Origin of the sequence: Variovorax paradoxus (genome assembly GCA_016806145.1) — a bacterium.
In the GTDB taxonomy this organism is placed as follows: Bacteria; Pseudomonadota; Gammaproteobacteria; order Burkholderiales; family Burkholderiaceae_C; genus Variovorax.
In genome coordinates this window covers 1,683,626-1,699,531 of the sequence record CP063166.1, presented here as the reverse complement: position 1 = coordinate 1,699,531, position 15,906 = coordinate 1,683,626, and the positions used below count along the sequence as shown (strand labels likewise).

The 15,906-nt window shown below is 67.9% G+C and carries 15 protein-coding genes; 8 read left to right on the top strand and 7 right to left on the bottom strand.

Annotated features, from left to right (window positions below; all coding sequences use genetic code 11):
- Positions 1-80 precede the first annotated feature (80 nt).
- On the bottom strand, positions 81-2,510 hold the full coding sequence (locus tag INQ48_07755) for a DNA translocase FtsK 4TM domain-containing protein (GenBank protein ID QRF59117.1): 2,430 nt from the start codon (positions 2,508-2,510) through the stop codon (positions 81-83).
- A 135-nt stretch (positions 2,511-2,645) separates the two neighbouring features.
- Entirely contained in the window at positions 2,646-3,320 is a 675-nt protein-coding gene (locus INQ48_07750; GenBank protein QRF59116.1) for a Crp/Fnr family transcriptional regulator, read from the bottom strand.
- Positions 3,321-3,508: 188 nt separating this feature from the next.
- On the opposite strand from INQ48_07750, the gene trxB reads away from it, so the two are divergent.
- The 3 genes from trxB (at position 3,509) to rpmG (ending at position 5,134) form a co-directional block, all read left to right on the top strand.
- The gene (gene trxB / locus INQ48_07745) at positions 3,509-4,468 is read left to right on the top strand and encodes a thioredoxin-disulfide reductase (protein QRF59115.1); all 960 of its coding nucleotides are present in this window, start codon (positions 3,509-3,511) and stop codon (positions 4,466-4,468) included.
- Positions 4,469-4,715: 247 nt separating this feature from the next.
- Positions 4,716-4,949, top strand: coding sequence for a 50S ribosomal protein L28 (rpmB, locus tag INQ48_07740; GenBank protein QRF59114.1), 234 nt, complete (start codon positions 4,716-4,718; stop codon positions 4,947-4,949).
- A gap of 11 nt (positions 4,950-4,960) precedes the next feature.
- Entirely contained in the window at positions 4,961-5,134 is a 174-nt protein-coding gene (gene rpmG, locus INQ48_07735; protein QRF59113.1) for a 50S ribosomal protein L33, read from the top strand.
- Positions 5,135-5,275: 141 nt separating this feature from the next.
- Here the strand turns inward: rpmG and INQ48_07730 are convergent, their stop codons facing one another.
- The 3 genes from INQ48_07730 to INQ48_07720 form a co-directional block, all read right to left on the bottom strand.
- On the bottom strand, positions 5,276-6,490 hold the full coding sequence (locus INQ48_07730; protein ID QRF59112.1) for a fatty acid desaturase: 1,215 nt from the start codon (positions 6,488-6,490) through the stop codon (positions 5,276-5,278).
- Between the two features lie 134 nt (positions 6,491-6,624).
- Entirely contained in the window at positions 6,625-7,896 is a 1,272-nt protein-coding gene (locus INQ48_07725; GenBank protein ID QRF59111.1) for an RsmB/NOP family class I SAM-dependent RNA methyltransferase, read from the bottom strand.
- Between the two features lie 28 nt (positions 7,897-7,924).
- A complete protein-coding gene (locus tag INQ48_07720) occupies positions 7,925-9,778 on the bottom strand; it encodes a M48 family metalloprotease (protein QRF59110.1) in 1,854 nt (617 codons plus the stop codon).
- Positions 9,779-9,848: 70 nt separating this feature from the next.
- Here INQ48_07720 and INQ48_07715 point away from each other — a divergent pair, with 70 nt between their 5' ends.
- Entirely contained in the window at positions 9,849-10,088 is a 240-nt protein-coding gene (locus tag INQ48_07715; GenBank protein ID QRF59109.1) for a DUF1653 domain-containing protein, read from the top strand.
- 61 nt (positions 10,089-10,149) lie between these two features.
- Here INQ48_07715 and INQ48_07710 read toward each other — a convergent pair whose 3' ends face one another.
- The gene (locus INQ48_07710) at positions 10,150-10,464 is read right to left on the bottom strand and encodes a peptidase inhibitor I78 (protein QRF59108.1); all 315 of its coding nucleotides are present in this window, start codon (positions 10,462-10,464) and stop codon (positions 10,150-10,152) included.
- A gap of 37 nt (positions 10,465-10,501) precedes the next feature.
- Entirely contained in the window at positions 10,502-11,098 is a 597-nt protein-coding gene (locus INQ48_07705; protein ID QRF59107.1) for a phosphoribosylglycinamide formyltransferase, read from the bottom strand.
- Between the two features lie 185 nt (positions 11,099-11,283).
- On the opposite strand from INQ48_07705, the gene INQ48_07700 reads away from it, so the two are divergent.
- The 4 genes from INQ48_07700 to INQ48_07685 all read left to right on the top strand — a co-directional run bounded on the left by INQ48_07700 (position 11,284) and on the right by INQ48_07685 (position 15,899).
- Complete coding sequence (locus tag INQ48_07700; protein ID QRF59106.1) at positions 11,284-12,465, top strand: acyl-CoA dehydrogenase family protein; 1,182 nt, start codon at positions 11,284-11,286, stop codon at positions 12,463-12,465.
- A gap of 37 nt (positions 12,466-12,502) precedes the next feature.
- On the top strand, positions 12,503-13,618 hold the full coding sequence (locus INQ48_07695) for an acyl-CoA dehydrogenase family protein (protein QRF59105.1): 1,116 nt from the start codon (positions 12,503-12,505) through the stop codon (positions 13,616-13,618).
- A 98-nt stretch (positions 13,619-13,716) separates the two neighbouring features.
- Positions 13,717-15,096: a twin-arginine translocation pathway signal gene (locus INQ48_07690; GenBank protein QRF59104.1), complete on the top strand. Its 1,380-nt coding sequence runs from the start codon at positions 13,717-13,719 to the stop codon at positions 15,094-15,096.
- A gap of 17 nt (positions 15,097-15,113) precedes the next feature.
- Positions 15,114-15,899: an enoyl-CoA hydratase gene (locus INQ48_07685; GenBank protein ID QRF59103.1), complete on the top strand. Its 786-nt coding sequence runs from the start codon at positions 15,114-15,116 to the stop codon at positions 15,897-15,899.
- Positions 15,900-15,906: the final 7 nt, after the last annotated feature.

The following is a 15,906-nucleotide window of genomic DNA, read 5'->3' as shown; positions in this document are numbered from 1 at the left end:
AAGATTTGCAATGGGCAGCGAGCTTGTGCAAGCCGTATCTCAACACGTAACGGGATGGGCGCGGGAGCGCGTGGGCGCGCCTACTCGGCGCGCGCGGGCACGAGGATCTCGCGCTGGCCGCTGCCGCTCATGGCGCTCACGAGGCCGGCCTTCTCCATGTCCTCGACCAGCCGCGCCGCGCGGTTGTAGCCGATCTTCAGGTGGCGCTGCACCAGCGAGATGCTGGCCTTGCGGTTCTTGAGCACGACCTCGACCGCCTGGTCGTACATCGGGTCCTTCTCGGCATCGCCACCGCCGAGCAGATCGCCGTCACCGTCGCCATCGACCGTGCCGCCTTCGAGCACGCCCTCGATGTAGTCGGGCTCGCCCTGGCTCTTGAGATAGGCCACCACGCGGTGCACTTCCTCGTCGCTCACGAAGGCGCCGTGCACGCGGACCGGCAGGCCGGTGCCGCTGGGCATGTAGAGCATGTCGCCCATGCCGAGCAGCGCCTCGGCGCCCATCTGGTCGAGGATGGTGCGGCTGTCGATCTTGCTCGAGACCTGGAACGCGATGCGGGTCGGGATGTTGGCCTTGATCAGGCCGGTGATCACGTCGACGCTGGGCCGCTGCGTGGCCAGGATCAGGTGGATGCCGGCGGCGCGCGCCTTCTGCGCGAGGCGGGCGATCAGCTCTTCGATCTTCTTGCCGACCACCATCATCAGGTCGGCGAGTTCGTCGATCACGACCACGATGTGCGGCTCGCGGCGCAGCGGCTCGGGATCGTCGGGCGTGAGGCTGAAGGGGTTGTAGATGAACTCCTCGCGCGCCTTGGCCTCGTCGATCTTGGTGTTATAGCCCGCGAGGTTGCGCACGCCGAGCTTGCTCATGAGCTTGTAGCGGCGCTCCATCTCGGCCACGCACCAGTTGAGGCCGTGCGCGGCCTGGCGCATGTCGGTGACCACGGGCGCGAGCAAATGCGGAATGCCTTCGTAGACCGACATTTCCAGCATCTTCGGGTCGATCATGAGCAGGCGCACATCGCGCGCCTCGGCCTTGTAGAGCAGGCTCAGGATCATCGCGTTGATACCCACCGACTTGCCCGAGCCGGTGGTACCGGCCACCAGCACGTGCGGCATCTTCGCGAGGTCGGCGACCACGGGGTTGCCGATGATGTCCTTGCCCAGACCCATCGTGAGCATCGACTTGCCCTCGTTGTAGATCTGCGAGCCGAGGATCTCGCTGAGCTTGATCGACTGGCGCTTGGCGTTCGGCAGTTCGAGCGCCATGTAGTTTTTGCCGGGGATGGTCTCGACCACGCGGATCGACACCAGCGAGAGCGACCGCGCGAGGTCCTTCGCGAGGTTGACGATCTGCGAGCCCTTGACGCCGGTGGCGGGCTCGATCTCGTAGCGCGTGATGACCGGGCCGGGCGAGGCGAGCACGACGCGCACCTCGACGCCGAAGTCCTTGAGCTTCTTCTCGATCATGCGCGAGGTCATCTCGAGCGTGTCGGAGGAGACGGTCTCCTGGCGCGCCTGCGCCGCATCGAGCAGGTCGACCTGCGGCAGCTTGTTGTCGGGCAGCTCCTTGAACAGCGGCTTCTGGCGCTCCTTGGCGACACGGTCGCTCTTGGGCACCTCGGTCATCGCGGGCTCGATCTGCACCGGCGGCGACGCGGGGCGGCGCTTGGCGCGCGGCTCGATGCGCAGGTCGTCCATGTCGGGCGCGGTGGCGGGCTGCTCGCCGTCGATCGAGGGTTCGATGGTGCCGCGCGGCGTGTAGGCCGGCTCGTCGTCGACCTCGGCGCGGCGCTCGCGCACGGCCTTCTTGCCCAGCGCGATGTCGGCGGCGACCTCGCGCTTCTCGCGGCGCGATTCGAACAGCGAATACACGCGCGCGCCGATGCGCTCGGCGATCTGGCTCCAGGAGAAGCGGAACACCAGCGCCGAACCGATCACGCCGCCGGCGATGGCCACCAGCGCGGAGCCGGTGAAGCCCATCCAGCGCACGCTCGCGGGACCGACCAGCAGCCCGATGGCGCCGCCGCCCGAGCCGGGCAGGTGCGATTCGAGCCGGTACAGGCGCGACCATTCGAGCATGGTGCTCGCGCACAGCAGCAGCACGAGCCCGAACCAGAAGGCCAGGCGGCTGCGGTTGAAGCGGCCGCGCGGCACGGGATCGCCATGGGGCCCGTCCTCGCCGCCGCGCATCCAGCTCGCGAGCGAGGACAGCCAGGCGCGCAGCCCGGCCGCCAGACACCACCAGACCGAATAGCCGGCCAGGAAGTAGCTGCCGTCGGCCACCCAGGCGCCGATGCGGCCGCCCCAGTTCTTGATCTCTCCGCCGGTGCCCGAGGTCGACCAGGCGGCATCGGAGGGCGTGAAGCTCAGCATGGCGAGCAGCCAGAACAGCAGCGCCGCGAAACCGGCGATCAGGGTGATCTCGTGGGCGAAGCGCATGGCCCGCACACGCACGGGCGCACCTTCGCCGGCCGTGGAAGAGTGAAGCGTATTGAGCGAATAGGTCATGAAATACTGGCGGCCAGACCGGCAGGATGCGGGTCTGGCGGCACGAACACTACAACGAAAAGGGCCGCGGCTATTCTGCCGCGTCCGCGGGCCGCGGCAGTTTCGCTCACACCTTCTTTCACGCCCCGTGCCGGCTCAGGCCAGCGACAGCAGGCGCTCCTTGACGATCATCGAGCCGTCCTCGAGGGTCTGCACGAAACCGCGCTCCTCGAGATCCTTCATCACGCGGCTCACCATCTCGCGCGAGGCACCGACCATCTTCGCGAGGTCCTGGCGCGAGATCTTCTCGCGCACCTTGAGGTTGCCGGCACCGTCGTCGACCGCGAACTCGAGCAGCGAGCGCGCGACGCGGCCGTAGACGTCCATCAGCGCGAGCGACTCGATCTTGCGGTCGGCATGGCGCAGGCGCTGCACCAGGCCGCGCATGATGTTGTAGGCCATCGAGGAGTTCTCGGGCAGGCAGCGCGCGAAGGCTTCGCGGCCCAGCATCAGCACGTCGCACTGGATCTCGGTGCGCACGGTGGCCGAGTGCGGCTCGTCGTCGATCAGGCTCATCTCGCCCAGATAGTCGCCGGGATGCAGCGTGGCGAGGATGACCTCGCGGCCGCGGCTGTCGGCGCTGGTCACGCGCGCCCGCCCGGTCAGGATGATGTAGAGCGCGTCGGACTTCTTGCCCTGCTCGACCACGACCTCCGCGCGCTTGAAGCGCTTCTTGATGATCGCGTCCGCAATGCTTGCGGATTGTGAAGGAGTCAGCGACGCGAACAGCGGAACGCGCCGGAGCAATTCAAGGTTGGACAGCATCGACATTCATTCAATCCCTGGTACCGCGCGCTCCTGCGGTCGGGCCATCGGCGCGCCGATGGATTACTACAATCGCGCGCATTGAAAACACCGTGCACTCGGTGGTTGATCCGAGCGGCGATACTCCCCATGTATCGCTACCACCCTCAAAATGTACACGCTGAATCAGCGCAATTCCTAGGTTTTTACGCACCATGTCCGCTTCCCAACATGCCAAGGTTTTAATTCTGGGCTCAGGTCCCGCCGGTTATACGGCTGCCGTTTATGCGGCGCGTGCAAATCTTCAGCCTTTGCTGATTACCGGCATGGCCCAGGGCGGTCAATTGATGACGACCACCGAGGTCGACAATTGGCCGGCCGATGTGCATGGCGTGCAGGGCCCCGACCTCATGCAGCGTTTTCTGGAGCACGCCGAGCGCTTCAAGACCCAGATCGTGTTCGACCACATCAACAAGGTCGACCTGAGCAAGCGCCCCTTCACCCTCACCGGCGACAGCGGCACCTACACCTGCGATGCGCTCGTGATCGCCACCGGCGCGTCGGCGAAGTATCTGGGCCTCGATTCCGAGCAGAAGTTCATGGGCCGCGGCGTATCGGGTTGCGCGACCTGCGACGGATTCTTCTATCGCGAGCAGGAAGTCTGCGTGATCGGCGGCGGCAATACCGCGGTCGAAGAAGCGCTTTATCTTTCGAATATCGCGAAAAAAGTAACGCTGGTGCATCGCCGCGATAAATTCCGCGCGGAACCAATCCTGATCGACAAGCTTCACGAAAAAGAAGCCGAAGGAAAAATCGAACTGAAAGTACACAATACGCTCGATGAAGTCCTGGGCGACGATTCCGGCGTGACCGGCATTCGCATCAAGAACACGCAGACCGGCGCGACCGAACAGATCGACCTCAAGGGCTGCTTCATCGCCATCGGCCACCACCCGAACACGGACATCTTCCAGGGCCAGGTCGACATGAAGGACGGCTATATCGTCACGCGTTCGGGCCTGCAAGGCTTCGCCACCATGACCAGCGTGCCGGGCGTTTTCGCCGCCGGCGACGTGCAGGACCACATCTATCGCCAGGCCATCACCAGCGCCGGCACGGGCTGCATGGCCGCGCTCGATGCGCAGCGCTTCCTGGAGCAGGACGGCACGCTCTGAGCCGCCACGCTCCTCGACAAGGCGGGCCTGGTGCCCGCCTTTTTCATGGGCTCGGCTTCGACTTCCCTGCAGGTCCGCCAAAAGGGCTATAATCCGAGGCTTTGCCGAAATCGCGCCTTCCTTCTATGAAGGGCTGGCTCAGCGGCAATCCGGGGTACCGCCACCCGTTTCTGGCGAGGTCAAGCTGCAAAACACCCTCGGCCACTGCTGTCGAGCCGGTGCCAGCTGTTCAAGAAAGAGTGTCCTCATGGCACGCGTATGTGAAGTCACGGGCAAGGGCCCGATGGTGGGAAACAACGTTTCCCACGCCAACAACAAAACCAAGCGCCGGTTCCTGCCGAACCTGCAATACCGTCGTTTCTGGGTCGAAACGGAAAACCGCTGGGTTCGCCTGCGTGTTTCGAGCGCTGCCCTGCGCCTGATCGACAAGAACGGCATCGACGCCGTGCTCGCAGACCTGCGCGCACGCGGCCAAGCTTAAGGAGCTGAATCATGGCAACGAGCAAAGGCGGACGCGAAAAGATCAAGCTGGAATCCACCGCGGGTACCGGCCACTTCTACACGACCAGCAAGAACAAGAAGACGATGCCTGAAAAGATGTCGATCATGAAGTTCGACCCGAAGGCACGCAAGCACGTCGAATACAAGGAAATCAAGCTGAAGTAATTCAGTCTGAATTCTTTCTAAAAAGCCCGCAGCGCAAGCCGCGGGCTTTTTTATTTGCCCGGAATTTCCATCGACAGGCAAATACGACGCGCACAAAAAAGCCGGCCATGAGGCCGGCTTTTCGATGGAGAGAAAGGCCTCTCAGGCGCGCGCCGAGCGCAGCCGTGTCGAGAACTCACGCAGGCCCGCGATGCCGCTGGCCTCCGCGCGATGGCACCAGGCCGCCAGGTCGGCCGCCAGCTGCTCGCGCGAGTGCGAGGTGTTGAGCCAGAGCTGGCGCAGCTCTTCGCGCATGGTCGCCATCTTGTCGAGCACCGGGTGGGCGGCACGGGCCTGCACCACGTGCGAGCGGGCCGACGCGGGCACCTTGTCGTCGTCGCGGTGCATCCAGCGCTTGGCGGCCTTCAGTGCCGAGAGGTCGGCGCCCTTGCTCTTGAGCGCGGCGATTTCCTCTTGCGTGGCGCGGCGCATCTCGCGCGCGAAACCGGCCATCACCTCGTAGCGGTTGGCGATCACGGCCTCGAGCGTCTTCTCGTTAGCCACGGGCTGGATGTCGCCGATCAGCATCTTCGGCGGCACCTTCTTGACCTTGGCCCAGCCGATCTTCTGCATCATCTGGATGTAGATCCAGCCGATGTCGAACTCGTACTTCTTGACCGAGAACTTGGCCGAGGTCGGATAGGTGTGGTGGTTGTTGTGCAGCTCTTCGCCGCCGATGATCAGGCCCCAGGGCATGATGTTGCGGCTGGCGTCGGGCGCCTCGAAGTTGCGGTAGCCCCAGTAGTGGCCGATGCCGTTGATGATGCCGGCGGCGGTGATCGGGATCCACAGCATCTGGACCGCCCACACGGCCATGCCGAGCGTGCCGAACAGCGCCAGGTTGAGCACCAGCATCAGGCCCACGCCCTGCCAGCTGTAGCGCGAATACAGGTTGCGCTCGATCCAGTCGTCGGGCGTGCCGTGACCGTAGCGCTCCATCGTTTCCTTGTTCTTCGACTCCGCGCGGTAGAGCTCGGCGCCGCGCCAGAGCACTTCCTCGATGCCCTTGACCTGCGGGCTGTGCGGATCTTCCTCGCTCTCGCACTTGGCGTGGTGCTTGCGGTGGATCGCGACCCACTCCTTCGTCACCATGCCGGTGCCGATCCAGAGCCAGAAGCGGAAGAAATGCGACGGGATCGGGCCGAGGTCCATCGCCCGGTGCGTTTGCGTCCGGTGCAGGAAGATCGTCACGGCGGCGATCGTGATGTGCGTGGTGACGAGCGTGTACAGCACGATCTGCCACCAGGTGAGATCCCACAGGCCGTTTCCGAGCCAGTCGATGGCCGCACTCAGGATGGCGGAGTCAGGAAGCAACATTGAGTCAGGTACTCCATAACCGCACGAAGGTGCGGCTTGTCTAGTAACTCGCAATTTTAGGGCCGGGGGTCAGGAATCACTCACCTTTCACCCCATGGTTTGCGCAGATTTACCCTTACTTTGGAGCGCCGTACCTATTTGCGGTTCCACACGGCGGCAAAGAAACCGTCGGTGGCGTGCAGGTGGGGCCACAGCCGCAGGTAGCGCCGTCCGTCGGCACCGCCCGCGACCAGGCTGTCGCCCTGCTCCACCTTGAGGCCCTGCAGCAGTTCCGCCGCGTCCACGGGCACGAAATCGGGATTCGCGGCGCCGAAAGCCTCCGCGATGGCCTCGTTCTCCTCGGGCAACACGCTGCAGGTGGCGTAGACCAGCCGCCCGCCCGACTTCACCAGCCGGGCCGCGCTCTGCAGGATCGCCGCCTGCTTCACGGTCAGTTCCTCCACCGATTTGGCCGATTGGCGCCATTTGAGGTCCGGATTGCGCCGCAGCGTCCCGAGCCCCGAGCAGGGCGCATCGACCAGAACCCGGTCGATCTTGCCCGCGAGCCGCTTCACGCGGTCGTCGCGCTCGTGCGCGATGGCGGCCGGATGCACGTTGGAGAGCTTGCTGCGCGCCAGCCGCGGCTTGAGCGCATCGAGGCGGTGCGCCGAGGTGTCGAAGGCGTAGAGCCGCCCGGTGTTGCGCATGCCCGCGCCGATCGCCAGCGTCTTGCCGCCGGCGCCCGCGCAGAAATCGACCACCATCTCGCCGCGCTTGGCGTCCAGCAGCAGCGCGAGCAGCTGCGAACCCTCGTCCTGCACCTCGATGGCGCCGCGCACGAAGGCGTCGAGCTTGGTCAGCGCGGGCTTGCCTTCGAGGCGCAGGCCCCAGGGCGAATACGGCGTTGCTTCCGATTTGATAGCAGCCTTGGCAAGCTCCGCCTTCACATCGGCCCGCTTGTCATGGAGGGAATTGACGCGCAGATCGAGCGGCGCCGGCTGCTGCAGGCTCCGGACCAGCGGCCAGAAACCGTCGCCGAGCTGGCTCTTGAGCGGTGCCACCAGCCATTCGGGCAGGTTGTGGCGATGGCGTTCGAGCAGGTCGTCCTCGCTGACGGCGTCGCAGTTGTCGAGCCAGCGCTTCTCGGTGTCGTTGAGCGCGCTCTTGAGGAAGTCGCGCGGGCCGTGGAAGCCCAGGATCGCCATCCGGCGTTCCTTCGGGCCGCTGCCCGAGGGCGAGAGGTGATCGAACAGCAGCTTCTTGCGCAGCACGGTGTAGACCGTCTCGGCCAGGGTGGCGCGCTCGCGCGGACCGAACTCGCGGTGGTCGCGAAAGAAGCGCGAAACCACCTGGTCGGCGGGGTGATCGAATTTCAGGACCAGGCCGACCAGATCGGCGGTGGCCTCCAACAGGGCTTTGGGGTGCATGCCCCGATTGTCTCAGCCGCCGTCGACCTCAGGCTCCGCGTGTCCAGACGGCGCCGAAAGCCTGCCGCTCGATGTCCTCCAGCGTCGGCGAATGCCCGGCCCACAGCACCAGCGCCACGCCGGGCAGGCTCAGCGTCTGCTCGAGCTGGCGGCACAGCTGCCAGCGCTCCTCGTCGTCCAGCCCCGGCAGCTCGACGAAGACGACGAAGGCGCGCCGCCACGGAAACTCGCGCAGGTTCTTGCGCACCAGCCAGGCGCGCGACACCGGCAGGTTGCGCACGAGGTCGGCCCGCAGTTCGTCGAGCTCGTGCGCGTTGAGGTCGTGGCGGCCGATCTGGGCGAAGCACGGCGTCTCGGTCAGTTCCTCCCACGCGCGCGCCTCGGCCTCCTCGGCCTCCTTCAGGCGGCCGCGCCAGTGCTTGAGGCCCGCCTCGTCGTGCGGACCGGCATCGGGGTTCTCGAGCACCGCCACCGCATTGCGCGCCGCCCACCAGCGGCTGGCGGCGCCCGATTCGTGCAGCCGCTCGAGCACCGCGAGCCGCGCCTCGCGCTCGGTCGGCGGAATCATCTGCGCCAGGCCGCGCAACGCGCCCGGATGTTCGGGCGCGATCCGCAGCGCGCGCTCGTAGTGCTCGCGCACCGGCGCCGAGGTGTCGAGGCGACGCTCGGCATCGGCCCATTCGACCCATTCGTCGGGCGTGTTGCGCTCGCCGCGCGCCGCCAGCACCGCGATGCGCTCGCGGATGCGCGAGCGATGCGCGTGGTGCTGCTTCCAGTCGGCGGCATGGGCCTGGCGCCACTGGGCGTCGAAGTGCGCGATCCAGCGCGGGCCGTCGACCAGCATCTCGAGCGCCGGCCGCTTCGACCAGGCCGGCACCGTCGCCTTCTGGCGCAGCGCCTCGAGCCGGTCACGCAGCACCGGGTGGGTGTCTTCCAGGTCGCTGACGCGGCGCATCGCCTCGCGCAGCGCCTGGCGCGCGAACTCCGGTCCCGGCGGCGTCGCGACGCATTCGCGCAGCCCCGCGAACGGCCCCGGCGGCAGCGGCTCGCGCTCGGCCCGGGCCCAGTGCCAGGGCCAGAACTCGTTGGCGTACCAGCTGGCCTTGATCGAGATCTCGGTCAGCGCCGCGGCCGCGACCGAGGTGCCGAGCAGCCGGCCCGAGATGCGGTCGGCCTCGTACTCGTCCTGCCGCGCGAGCGCGAAGGTCTTGGCCGCGAAGCGCGGAAAGTACCAGCGGAAGAAGGCCTGCGAGACGATCGCCATCACGCCTTCGTTGCGCTGCAGGTTGGCGTCGAGCTTGAGCCACGACAGCCGCGTGCGGTAGATCCAGGCGCTGAGCTTGCCGTGGTTGCCGCGCAGGTGGCCGTACTCGTGCGCGAGCACCGACAGCAGCCGCCGCCGGTCGAGCATCATCAAGAGCGGCAGCCCGATGCTCAGCGAATTGACCGCGCCGCCGAAGAGCCCGAAGCGCGGCACCTGGCGGATGCTGGCGTTGAAATCGTCGTCGAGGTAGACGTGATGGACCGGCGGCCCCTTGATCTTGCCGCGGATGCGGTCGAGCGCCTCGAACAGCTGGGGCGCGTCCTCGCGCGAGAGCTCCAGGCCGTCCGGCTCGTCGAAGCGCACCCACAGCGCGCGCACCGTGGCCCACAGCAGGCCCAGCCCGAACAGCAGCAGCCAGCCGCGCGAGACGCTGAACCCGCCATCGCCGAGCGACACGGCGACCCAGACGATCAGCCCCATCGCCAGCCCGAGGCAGGCCAGCACCCACAGATAGCCCAGGGCCGCGAACGCCGCCACGCCGCGGCGGTAGCGCGCGCTGTCCTGTGCGCTGGCATGCTCGCTGAGCCGGACGAGGTGGACAAAGTCAGCGCGATCCATTCCGGTACTTCCGCCGGCCCCGGCATGCCTGCCGACGGCCCCGACTCCTGACTAAGAAAGAAACGACCCCGTGACCGACGACGACCTGCCGCCCCTGATCGAAACCCCGCCGGGCCGCTACCGCCACTACAAGGGCGGGGAATACGAGGTGCTGGGCACCGTGCGCCACAGCGAGACCCTGGAACCGATGACGCTCTACCGCGCGCTCTACGGCGCCCGCGGCCTGTGGGTGCGCCCGGCCGCGATGTTCGGCGAAACCGTGGACATCGACGGCCGCGTGCAGCCGCGCTTCGCGCGGATCGACGGCTGAACGGGCGCCGGCGCTCATCCTGCCTCGCCGCTTCGCCGTCCGTTCGAATGAATCGGGACGCTCAGCCGCAGCGGACGTCCGTCACCCGGTTGCGGGCGTCGACGTCGAGGTTCAGGCGCCCGCCATCGAGTTCGGTGGTCGCGGCGTCGCCAGGCCTGAGCACGCGCACCGTGCCGGCGCCCGCGCGCACCTTGGCGGCGGCTTCGAGCTGCGGCGTGAGCTGCTGACCCACGGCGAAACGGGCACCGTCGGCACCGCACTGGAACACCGGGGCGGGCGGCGGCGCCGGCGCGGCGGGCGGCGGCGGGGCCGGAGCGGCGCAGCCGGCCATCAGGGCGGCACCGGCGATCGTGGACAGTAGCGATTGGGTTTTCACTGCGACTCCCGAAAACCCGCGAATATAAACAAGTTCTTTAAGGATTGTGTCCTGATGTATCCATCAGCCACTGGGCAATGGCGCGTGGATACAACTGGTGCTCCTGGGCAAGCACCCGGCCGGCGAGCGTCGCCGCCGTGTCGTCGGGCAGCACCGGCACCACGGCCTGCGCCAGGATCGGGCCATGGTCGAGCTCGGTCGTGACCTGGTGCACCGTGACGCCCGCCACCTTGCAGCCCGCGTCGATCGCGCGCTGGTGGGTGTGCAGGCCCGGGAAGGCCGGCAGCAGCGAGGGGTGGATGTTCACCAGCCGCCCGGCATAGCGCTCGACGAAGCCGGGCGTCAGGATGCGCATGAAGCCCGCCAGCACCACCAGCGCCGGCGCATGCGCGTCGACCGCCGCGGCGAGCGCCTGGTCGAAGGCTTCGCGGCTCTCGAAATCCTTGTGCGGCACCACCGCGGTCGCGATGCCCTGCGCCCGGGCCAGCGCCAGGCCGCCCGCCTCCGCCTTGTTGCTGACGACGGCGGCGACGCGCGCGCCGAAACGCTCGGCCCAGCGGTCGCGCGCCGCGGCGCGCACGATGGCCTCCATGTTGGAGCCGCCGCCGGAGATCAGGATCACGATGTTCTTCATGGGAGGCGGGATTATCCGTGCCCGCCAAGCTGCCCTTTTCCGGCCCGCCCCTTGCCGCGCGAGGTCCGCGCACACAGACTTGTCGCCGCGCGGACAGCGATTTGCAGCACGACCGTGCTAAAACTCGTGGCTCCGGAGACACGCCGCGTCTGCGGTGCACCGACGATCAACACAGCGAGGCACGCATGGATTTGAGCTTCACGCCCGAAGAACAGCAGTTCCGCGAAGAGATTCGCGCATGGGTCAAAGAAAACCTTCCCAAGGAGATCTCCACCAAGGTCCACAACGCGCTGGAACTCACGCGCGACGATATGCAGACCTGGGCCAAGATCCTCGGCAAGAAGGGCTGGCTGGGCTACGGCTGGCCCAAGGAATTCGGCGGTCCCGGCTGGACCGCCGTGCAGCGCCACCTGTTCGAGGAAGAAACCGCGCTGGCCGGCGCGCCGCGCATCGTGCCCTTCGGCCCGGTGATGGTGGCCCCGGTCATCATGGCCTTCGGCAACCCCGAGCAGCAGAAGCGCTTCCTGCCCGGCATCGCCAGCGGCGAGGTCTGGTGGAGCCAGGGCTACAGCGAACCGGGCTCGGGCTCCGACCTCGCCTCGCTCAAGACCAAGGCCGAACGCCAGGGCGACAAGTACATCGTCAACGGCCAGAAGACCTGGACCACGCTCGGCCAGTACGGCGACTGGATGTTCAACCTCGTGCGCACCAGCAGCGAGGGCAAGCCCCAGACCGGCATCAGCTTCCTGCTGCTCGACATGAAGTCGCCCGGCGTCACCGTGCGCCCGATCAAGCTGCTCGACGGCGGCCACGAGGTCAACGAGGTGTTCTTCGACAACGTCGAGGTGCCGGCCGAGAACCTGATCGGCGAGGAGAACAAGGGCTGGACCTACGCCAAGCACCTGCTCTCGCACGAGCGCACCAACATCGCCGACGTCAACCGCGCCAAGCGCGAGCTCGAGCGCCTCAAGCGCATCGCGAAGACCGAGGGCGTGTACGACGACGCGCGCTTCCGCGACGAGATCGCCAGGCTCGAGGTCGACATCGTCGCGCTCGAGATGATGGTGCTGCGCGTGCTCTCGGCCGCCACCTCGGGCAAGAACTCGCTCGACGTGGCCGGCCTGCTCAAGATCCGCGGCAGCGAGATCCAGCAGCGCTACAGCGAACTGATGATGCTCGCGGGCGGCCCGTATGCGCTGCCGCTGATCCGCGAAGCCATGGCCGCCGGCTGGCAAGGCAACTTCCCGGGCGGCAACCCGGCGCTCGCGCCGCTGTCGTCGACCTTCTTCAACATGCGCAAGACCACCATCTACGGCGGCTCGAACGAAGTGCAACGCAACATCGTCGCGCAGACGGTTCTGGGCTGAGCCCTTCGACCAGGCTCAGGACAAACGGAGATCACACATGGACTTCAATTTCACCGACGACCAGGAACAACTGCGCGACGCCGTCCGCAAATGGGTCGACAAGGGCTATGACTTCGAGCGCCGCCGCGGCATCGAAGCCAAGGGCGGCTTCTCGCGCGAGGCATGGGACGAACTGGCCGAACTCGGCCTCGGCGGCCTCTACATCTCCGAAGACGACGGCGGCCTGGGCATGGGCCCGGTGGCCGGCATGGTCGTGATGGAAGAGCTGGGCCGCGGCATCGTGCTCGAGCCCTTCGCGCAGACGCTGATCGCCGGCGCCGTGCTCGGCGGCTATGCGGGCGAGGCGCTCAAGAAGGCCTGGCTGCCGCGCATCGCGGGCGGCGAGGCCATCGTGGTGCTGGCCTACCAGGAGCGCAAGGCGCGCTACCGCCTCGACGTCTGCGAAGCCAAGGCCGTGAAGGCCGGCGAGAGCTGGAGCCTGACCGGCGCCAAGAGCCTGGTGGCCATCGGCGACCAGGCCGATGCCTACCTCGTGCCCGCCCAGGCCGACGGCAAGATCGCCCTGTTCCTGGTCGAGCGCAGCGCCAGCGGCGTGGAAGCGCGCGGCTACGGCACGCAGGACGGCAGCCGCGCCGCCGAGGTGGTGTTCGACAAGGCCGACGCCACGCTGGTCACGGCCGACGGCCTCGCGGCCCTCGAGTACGCGGTCGACGTCGGCATCGCCGCCACCTGCGCCGAAGCGGTGGGCGTGCTCGACAAGACGGTGGACGTGACGGTCGACTACATGAACCAGCGCAAGCAGTTCGGCGTGGTCATCTCGAGCTTCCAGGCGCTGCGCCACCGCGTCGCCGACATGAAGATGCAGCTCGAGCTCGCGCGCTCGATGAGCTACTACGCCACGCTCAAGCTCAACGCCCCCGCGGCCGAGCGGCGCCAGGCGCTGGCGCGCGCCAAGTACCAGCTCGGCGTGTCGATGCGCTTCGTGGGCCAGAACTCGGTGCAGCTGCACGGCGGCATCGGCGTGACCGACGAATACATCGGCAGCCACTACTTCCGCAAGCTCACGCAGCTCGAGATGAGCTTCGGCGACAGCTTCCACCACCTGGGCGAGGTGTCGGCGCGCATGCAGGACACGGCCGGCGTCTTCGCCTGACGGTGCTTTTCTCTTAGCATCCAGCGCCCGCCCGCCTTCGCGCCGGCGGGCGTTTTTCATTCGGAACGGCCCCCGCAACGCAACCACGAAGAACGACCATGCCATCCCGCCGCACCCTCCTCCTCGGCGCGCCGCCGGTCCTCGCCGGGCTGCTCGCCTCCCCCGCCCTCCTGTTGACCGCCTGCGCCAATGCGCCGACCGCCATGCCCTCGCTCGCCGACCGCCCGCCCATCGTCTTCGTGCACGGCAACGGCGACTCGGCCGCGCTGTGGCAGACCACGCTCTGGCGCTTCGAGTCGAACGGCTGGCCGCGCGCGCGACTGTTCGCCTTCGACCAGCCCCTGCCGCTGGCGCGCGACGACGACGCCGTGGCCCAGGCCGGGCGCAGCTCCACGGCGGAATCGGCCGCCTTCCTCAAGGAAAAGGTCGAGCAGGTGCTGCGCGCCACCGGCGCGACCCGGGTCGTGCTGATCGGCAACTCGCGCGGCGGCAACACCATCCGCAACTACGTGCAGAACGGCGGCGGCGCGGCCGTCGTCAGCCACGTGGTGCTCGGCGGCAACCCGGCGCACGGCATCTGGGCCGTGCCGGGCCTGCGCGAGAACAACGAGTTCTCGGGGCTGTCGCCCTTCATGCGGCAGCTCAACGCGCCCAAGGGCCCGAACGGCGACGAGGTGACGCCGGGCGTGAAGTGGCTGACGCTGCGCTCGGACAACAACGACAAGTACGCCCAGCCCGACGGCCTGTGGATCGGCTCGCCCGGCAAGCCGACGAACATCGGCTTCGACGGCCCGGCGCTCAAGGGCGCGACCAACACCGTGCTGCCGCGCGTGGACCACCGCGAGACCTCGTTCTCGCCCGCGGCCTTCGCGGCGACCTGGCGGTTCCTCACCGGCGAGGCGCCGCGCAGCCTGGAGATCGCGCGCGAGGCCAACGTGGTGCTCGACGGCCGCGCGATCGGCGCGGAGAACCAGTCGCTGGCCGGCGCGCAAGTGCTGGTGTACGCGGTCGATCCGGCCACCGGCCGGCGGCTCGGCGAGCCCGTGCACCGCAAGACCGTCGGTGCCGACGGCCGCTGGGGGCCCTTCAGCGCGCGCCCCGATGCGGCCTACGAATTCGTGCTCGACACGCAGGCCAGCGTCACCCACGTCTACCGCAGCCCGTTCCCGCGCGGCAGCAGCCTCGTGAACCTGCGGCTCGACCCGATCGTGCCGGCCGACGGCAGCGCCAACGCAGTCGCCGTCTTCACGCGGCCGCGCGGCTATTTCGACGCGCAGCGCGACACCATGCGCTTCGACGGCAAGAGCCCGCCGGCAGGGGTGCCGCCCAAGGGAGCCGGCGTGTCGAGCTCGCGCCTGCGCGAGACGGGCTCCGAGCCGCAGCGCGCGGTCACGGGCGAGTTCAATGGCGAGCGCCTCACGGGGCTCACCTGGCCCGCGGTCAAGGGCCATGTCACGGTGCTGGAACTGACCTACTGAAGAAAAGGCGGCATGCGATGAACGACAGCTCCCCCTTCGTGCTCGAGGCCCGCGACGCCCGCGGCGTGGTCACGCTCACGCTCAACCGCCCGGGCGCGTTCAATGCGCTGTCCGAGGGCATGCTGGGCGCCCTCGAAACGGCCATTGCCGGCATCGCGGCCGACGACACGGTGCGTGCCGTCGTGATCGCCGGCGCCGGCAAGGCCTTCTGCGCCGGCCACGACCTGAAGGAAATGCGCGCCGCGCCCGCGCTCGACTACTACCAGCGCCTGTTCGCGCGCTGCGGCGAGATGATGCTGTCGCTGCAACGGCTACCGGTGCCCGTCATCGCGCGCGTGCACGGCATCGCGACGGCCGCGGGCTGCCAGCTGGTGGCGGTGTGCGACCTCGCCGTGGCCTCGAGCGAGGCGCGCTTCGCGGTCAGCGGCGTCAACGTCGGGCTGTTCTGCGCCACGCCGAGCGTCACGCTGTCGCGCAACCTGGGGCGCAAGGAGGCCTTCGAGATGCTCGTCACCGGCGAATTCATCGGCGCCGAGGAAGCGCGCGAGAAGGGCCTGGTCAACCGCGTGGCCTCGCCGGACCAGCTCGATGCCGCGCTCGAGGCGCTGCTGGCCAGCATCGTCGCCAAGCCGCGCACCGCGCTGGCGCTCGGCAAGGCGCTGTTCTACCGGCAGCTCGAAACGGGCATCGCGCCGGCGCTGGCGGACGCCAGCCAGACCATGGCCTGCAACATGATGGATGCGAGTGCGCTCGAAGGCGTGCAGGCCTTCATCGAGAAGCGCCCGCCTTCCTGGAAGGCCTGAACGCGGC

Coding starts and splice junctions, on each gene's coding strand:
- INQ48_07755 (QRF59117.1), bottom strand. CDS start 2,510: ATGACCTATTCGCTCAATACGCTTCACTCTTCCACGGCCGGCGAAGGT.
- INQ48_07750 (QRF59116.1), bottom strand. CDS start 3,320: ATGTCGATGCTGTCCAACCTTGAATTGCTCCGGCGCGTTCCGCTGTTC.
- trxB (QRF59115.1), top strand. CDS start 3,509: ATGTCCGCTTCCCAACATGCCAAGGTTTTAATTCTGGGCTCAGGTCCC.
- rpmB (QRF59114.1), top strand. CDS start 4,716: ATGGCACGCGTATGTGAAGTCACGGGCAAGGGCCCGATGGTGGGAAAC.
- rpmG (QRF59113.1), top strand. CDS start 4,961: ATGGCAACGAGCAAAGGCGGACGCGAAAAGATCAAGCTGGAATCCACC.
- INQ48_07730 (QRF59112.1), bottom strand. CDS start 6,490: ATGTTGCTTCCTGACTCCGCCATCCTGAGTGCGGCCATCGACTGGCTC.
- INQ48_07725 (QRF59111.1), bottom strand. CDS start 7,896: ATGCACCCCAAAGCCCTGTTGGAGGCCACCGCCGATCTGGTCGGCCTG.
- INQ48_07720 (QRF59110.1), bottom strand. CDS start 9,778: ATGGATCGCGCTGACTTTGTCCACCTCGTCCGGCTCAGCGAGCATGCC.
- INQ48_07705 (QRF59107.1), bottom strand. CDS start 11,098: ATGAAGAACATCGTGATCCTGATCTCCGGCGGCGGCTCCAACATGGAG.
- INQ48_07700 (QRF59106.1), top strand. CDS start 11,284: ATGGATTTGAGCTTCACGCCCGAAGAACAGCAGTTCCGCGAAGAGATT.
- INQ48_07695 (QRF59105.1), top strand. CDS start 12,503: ATGGACTTCAATTTCACCGACGACCAGGAACAACTGCGCGACGCCGTC.
- INQ48_07690 (QRF59104.1), top strand. CDS start 13,717: ATGCCATCCCGCCGCACCCTCCTCCTCGGCGCGCCGCCGGTCCTCGCC.
- INQ48_07685 (QRF59103.1), top strand. CDS start 15,114: ATGAACGACAGCTCCCCCTTCGTGCTCGAGGCCCGCGACGCCCGCGGC.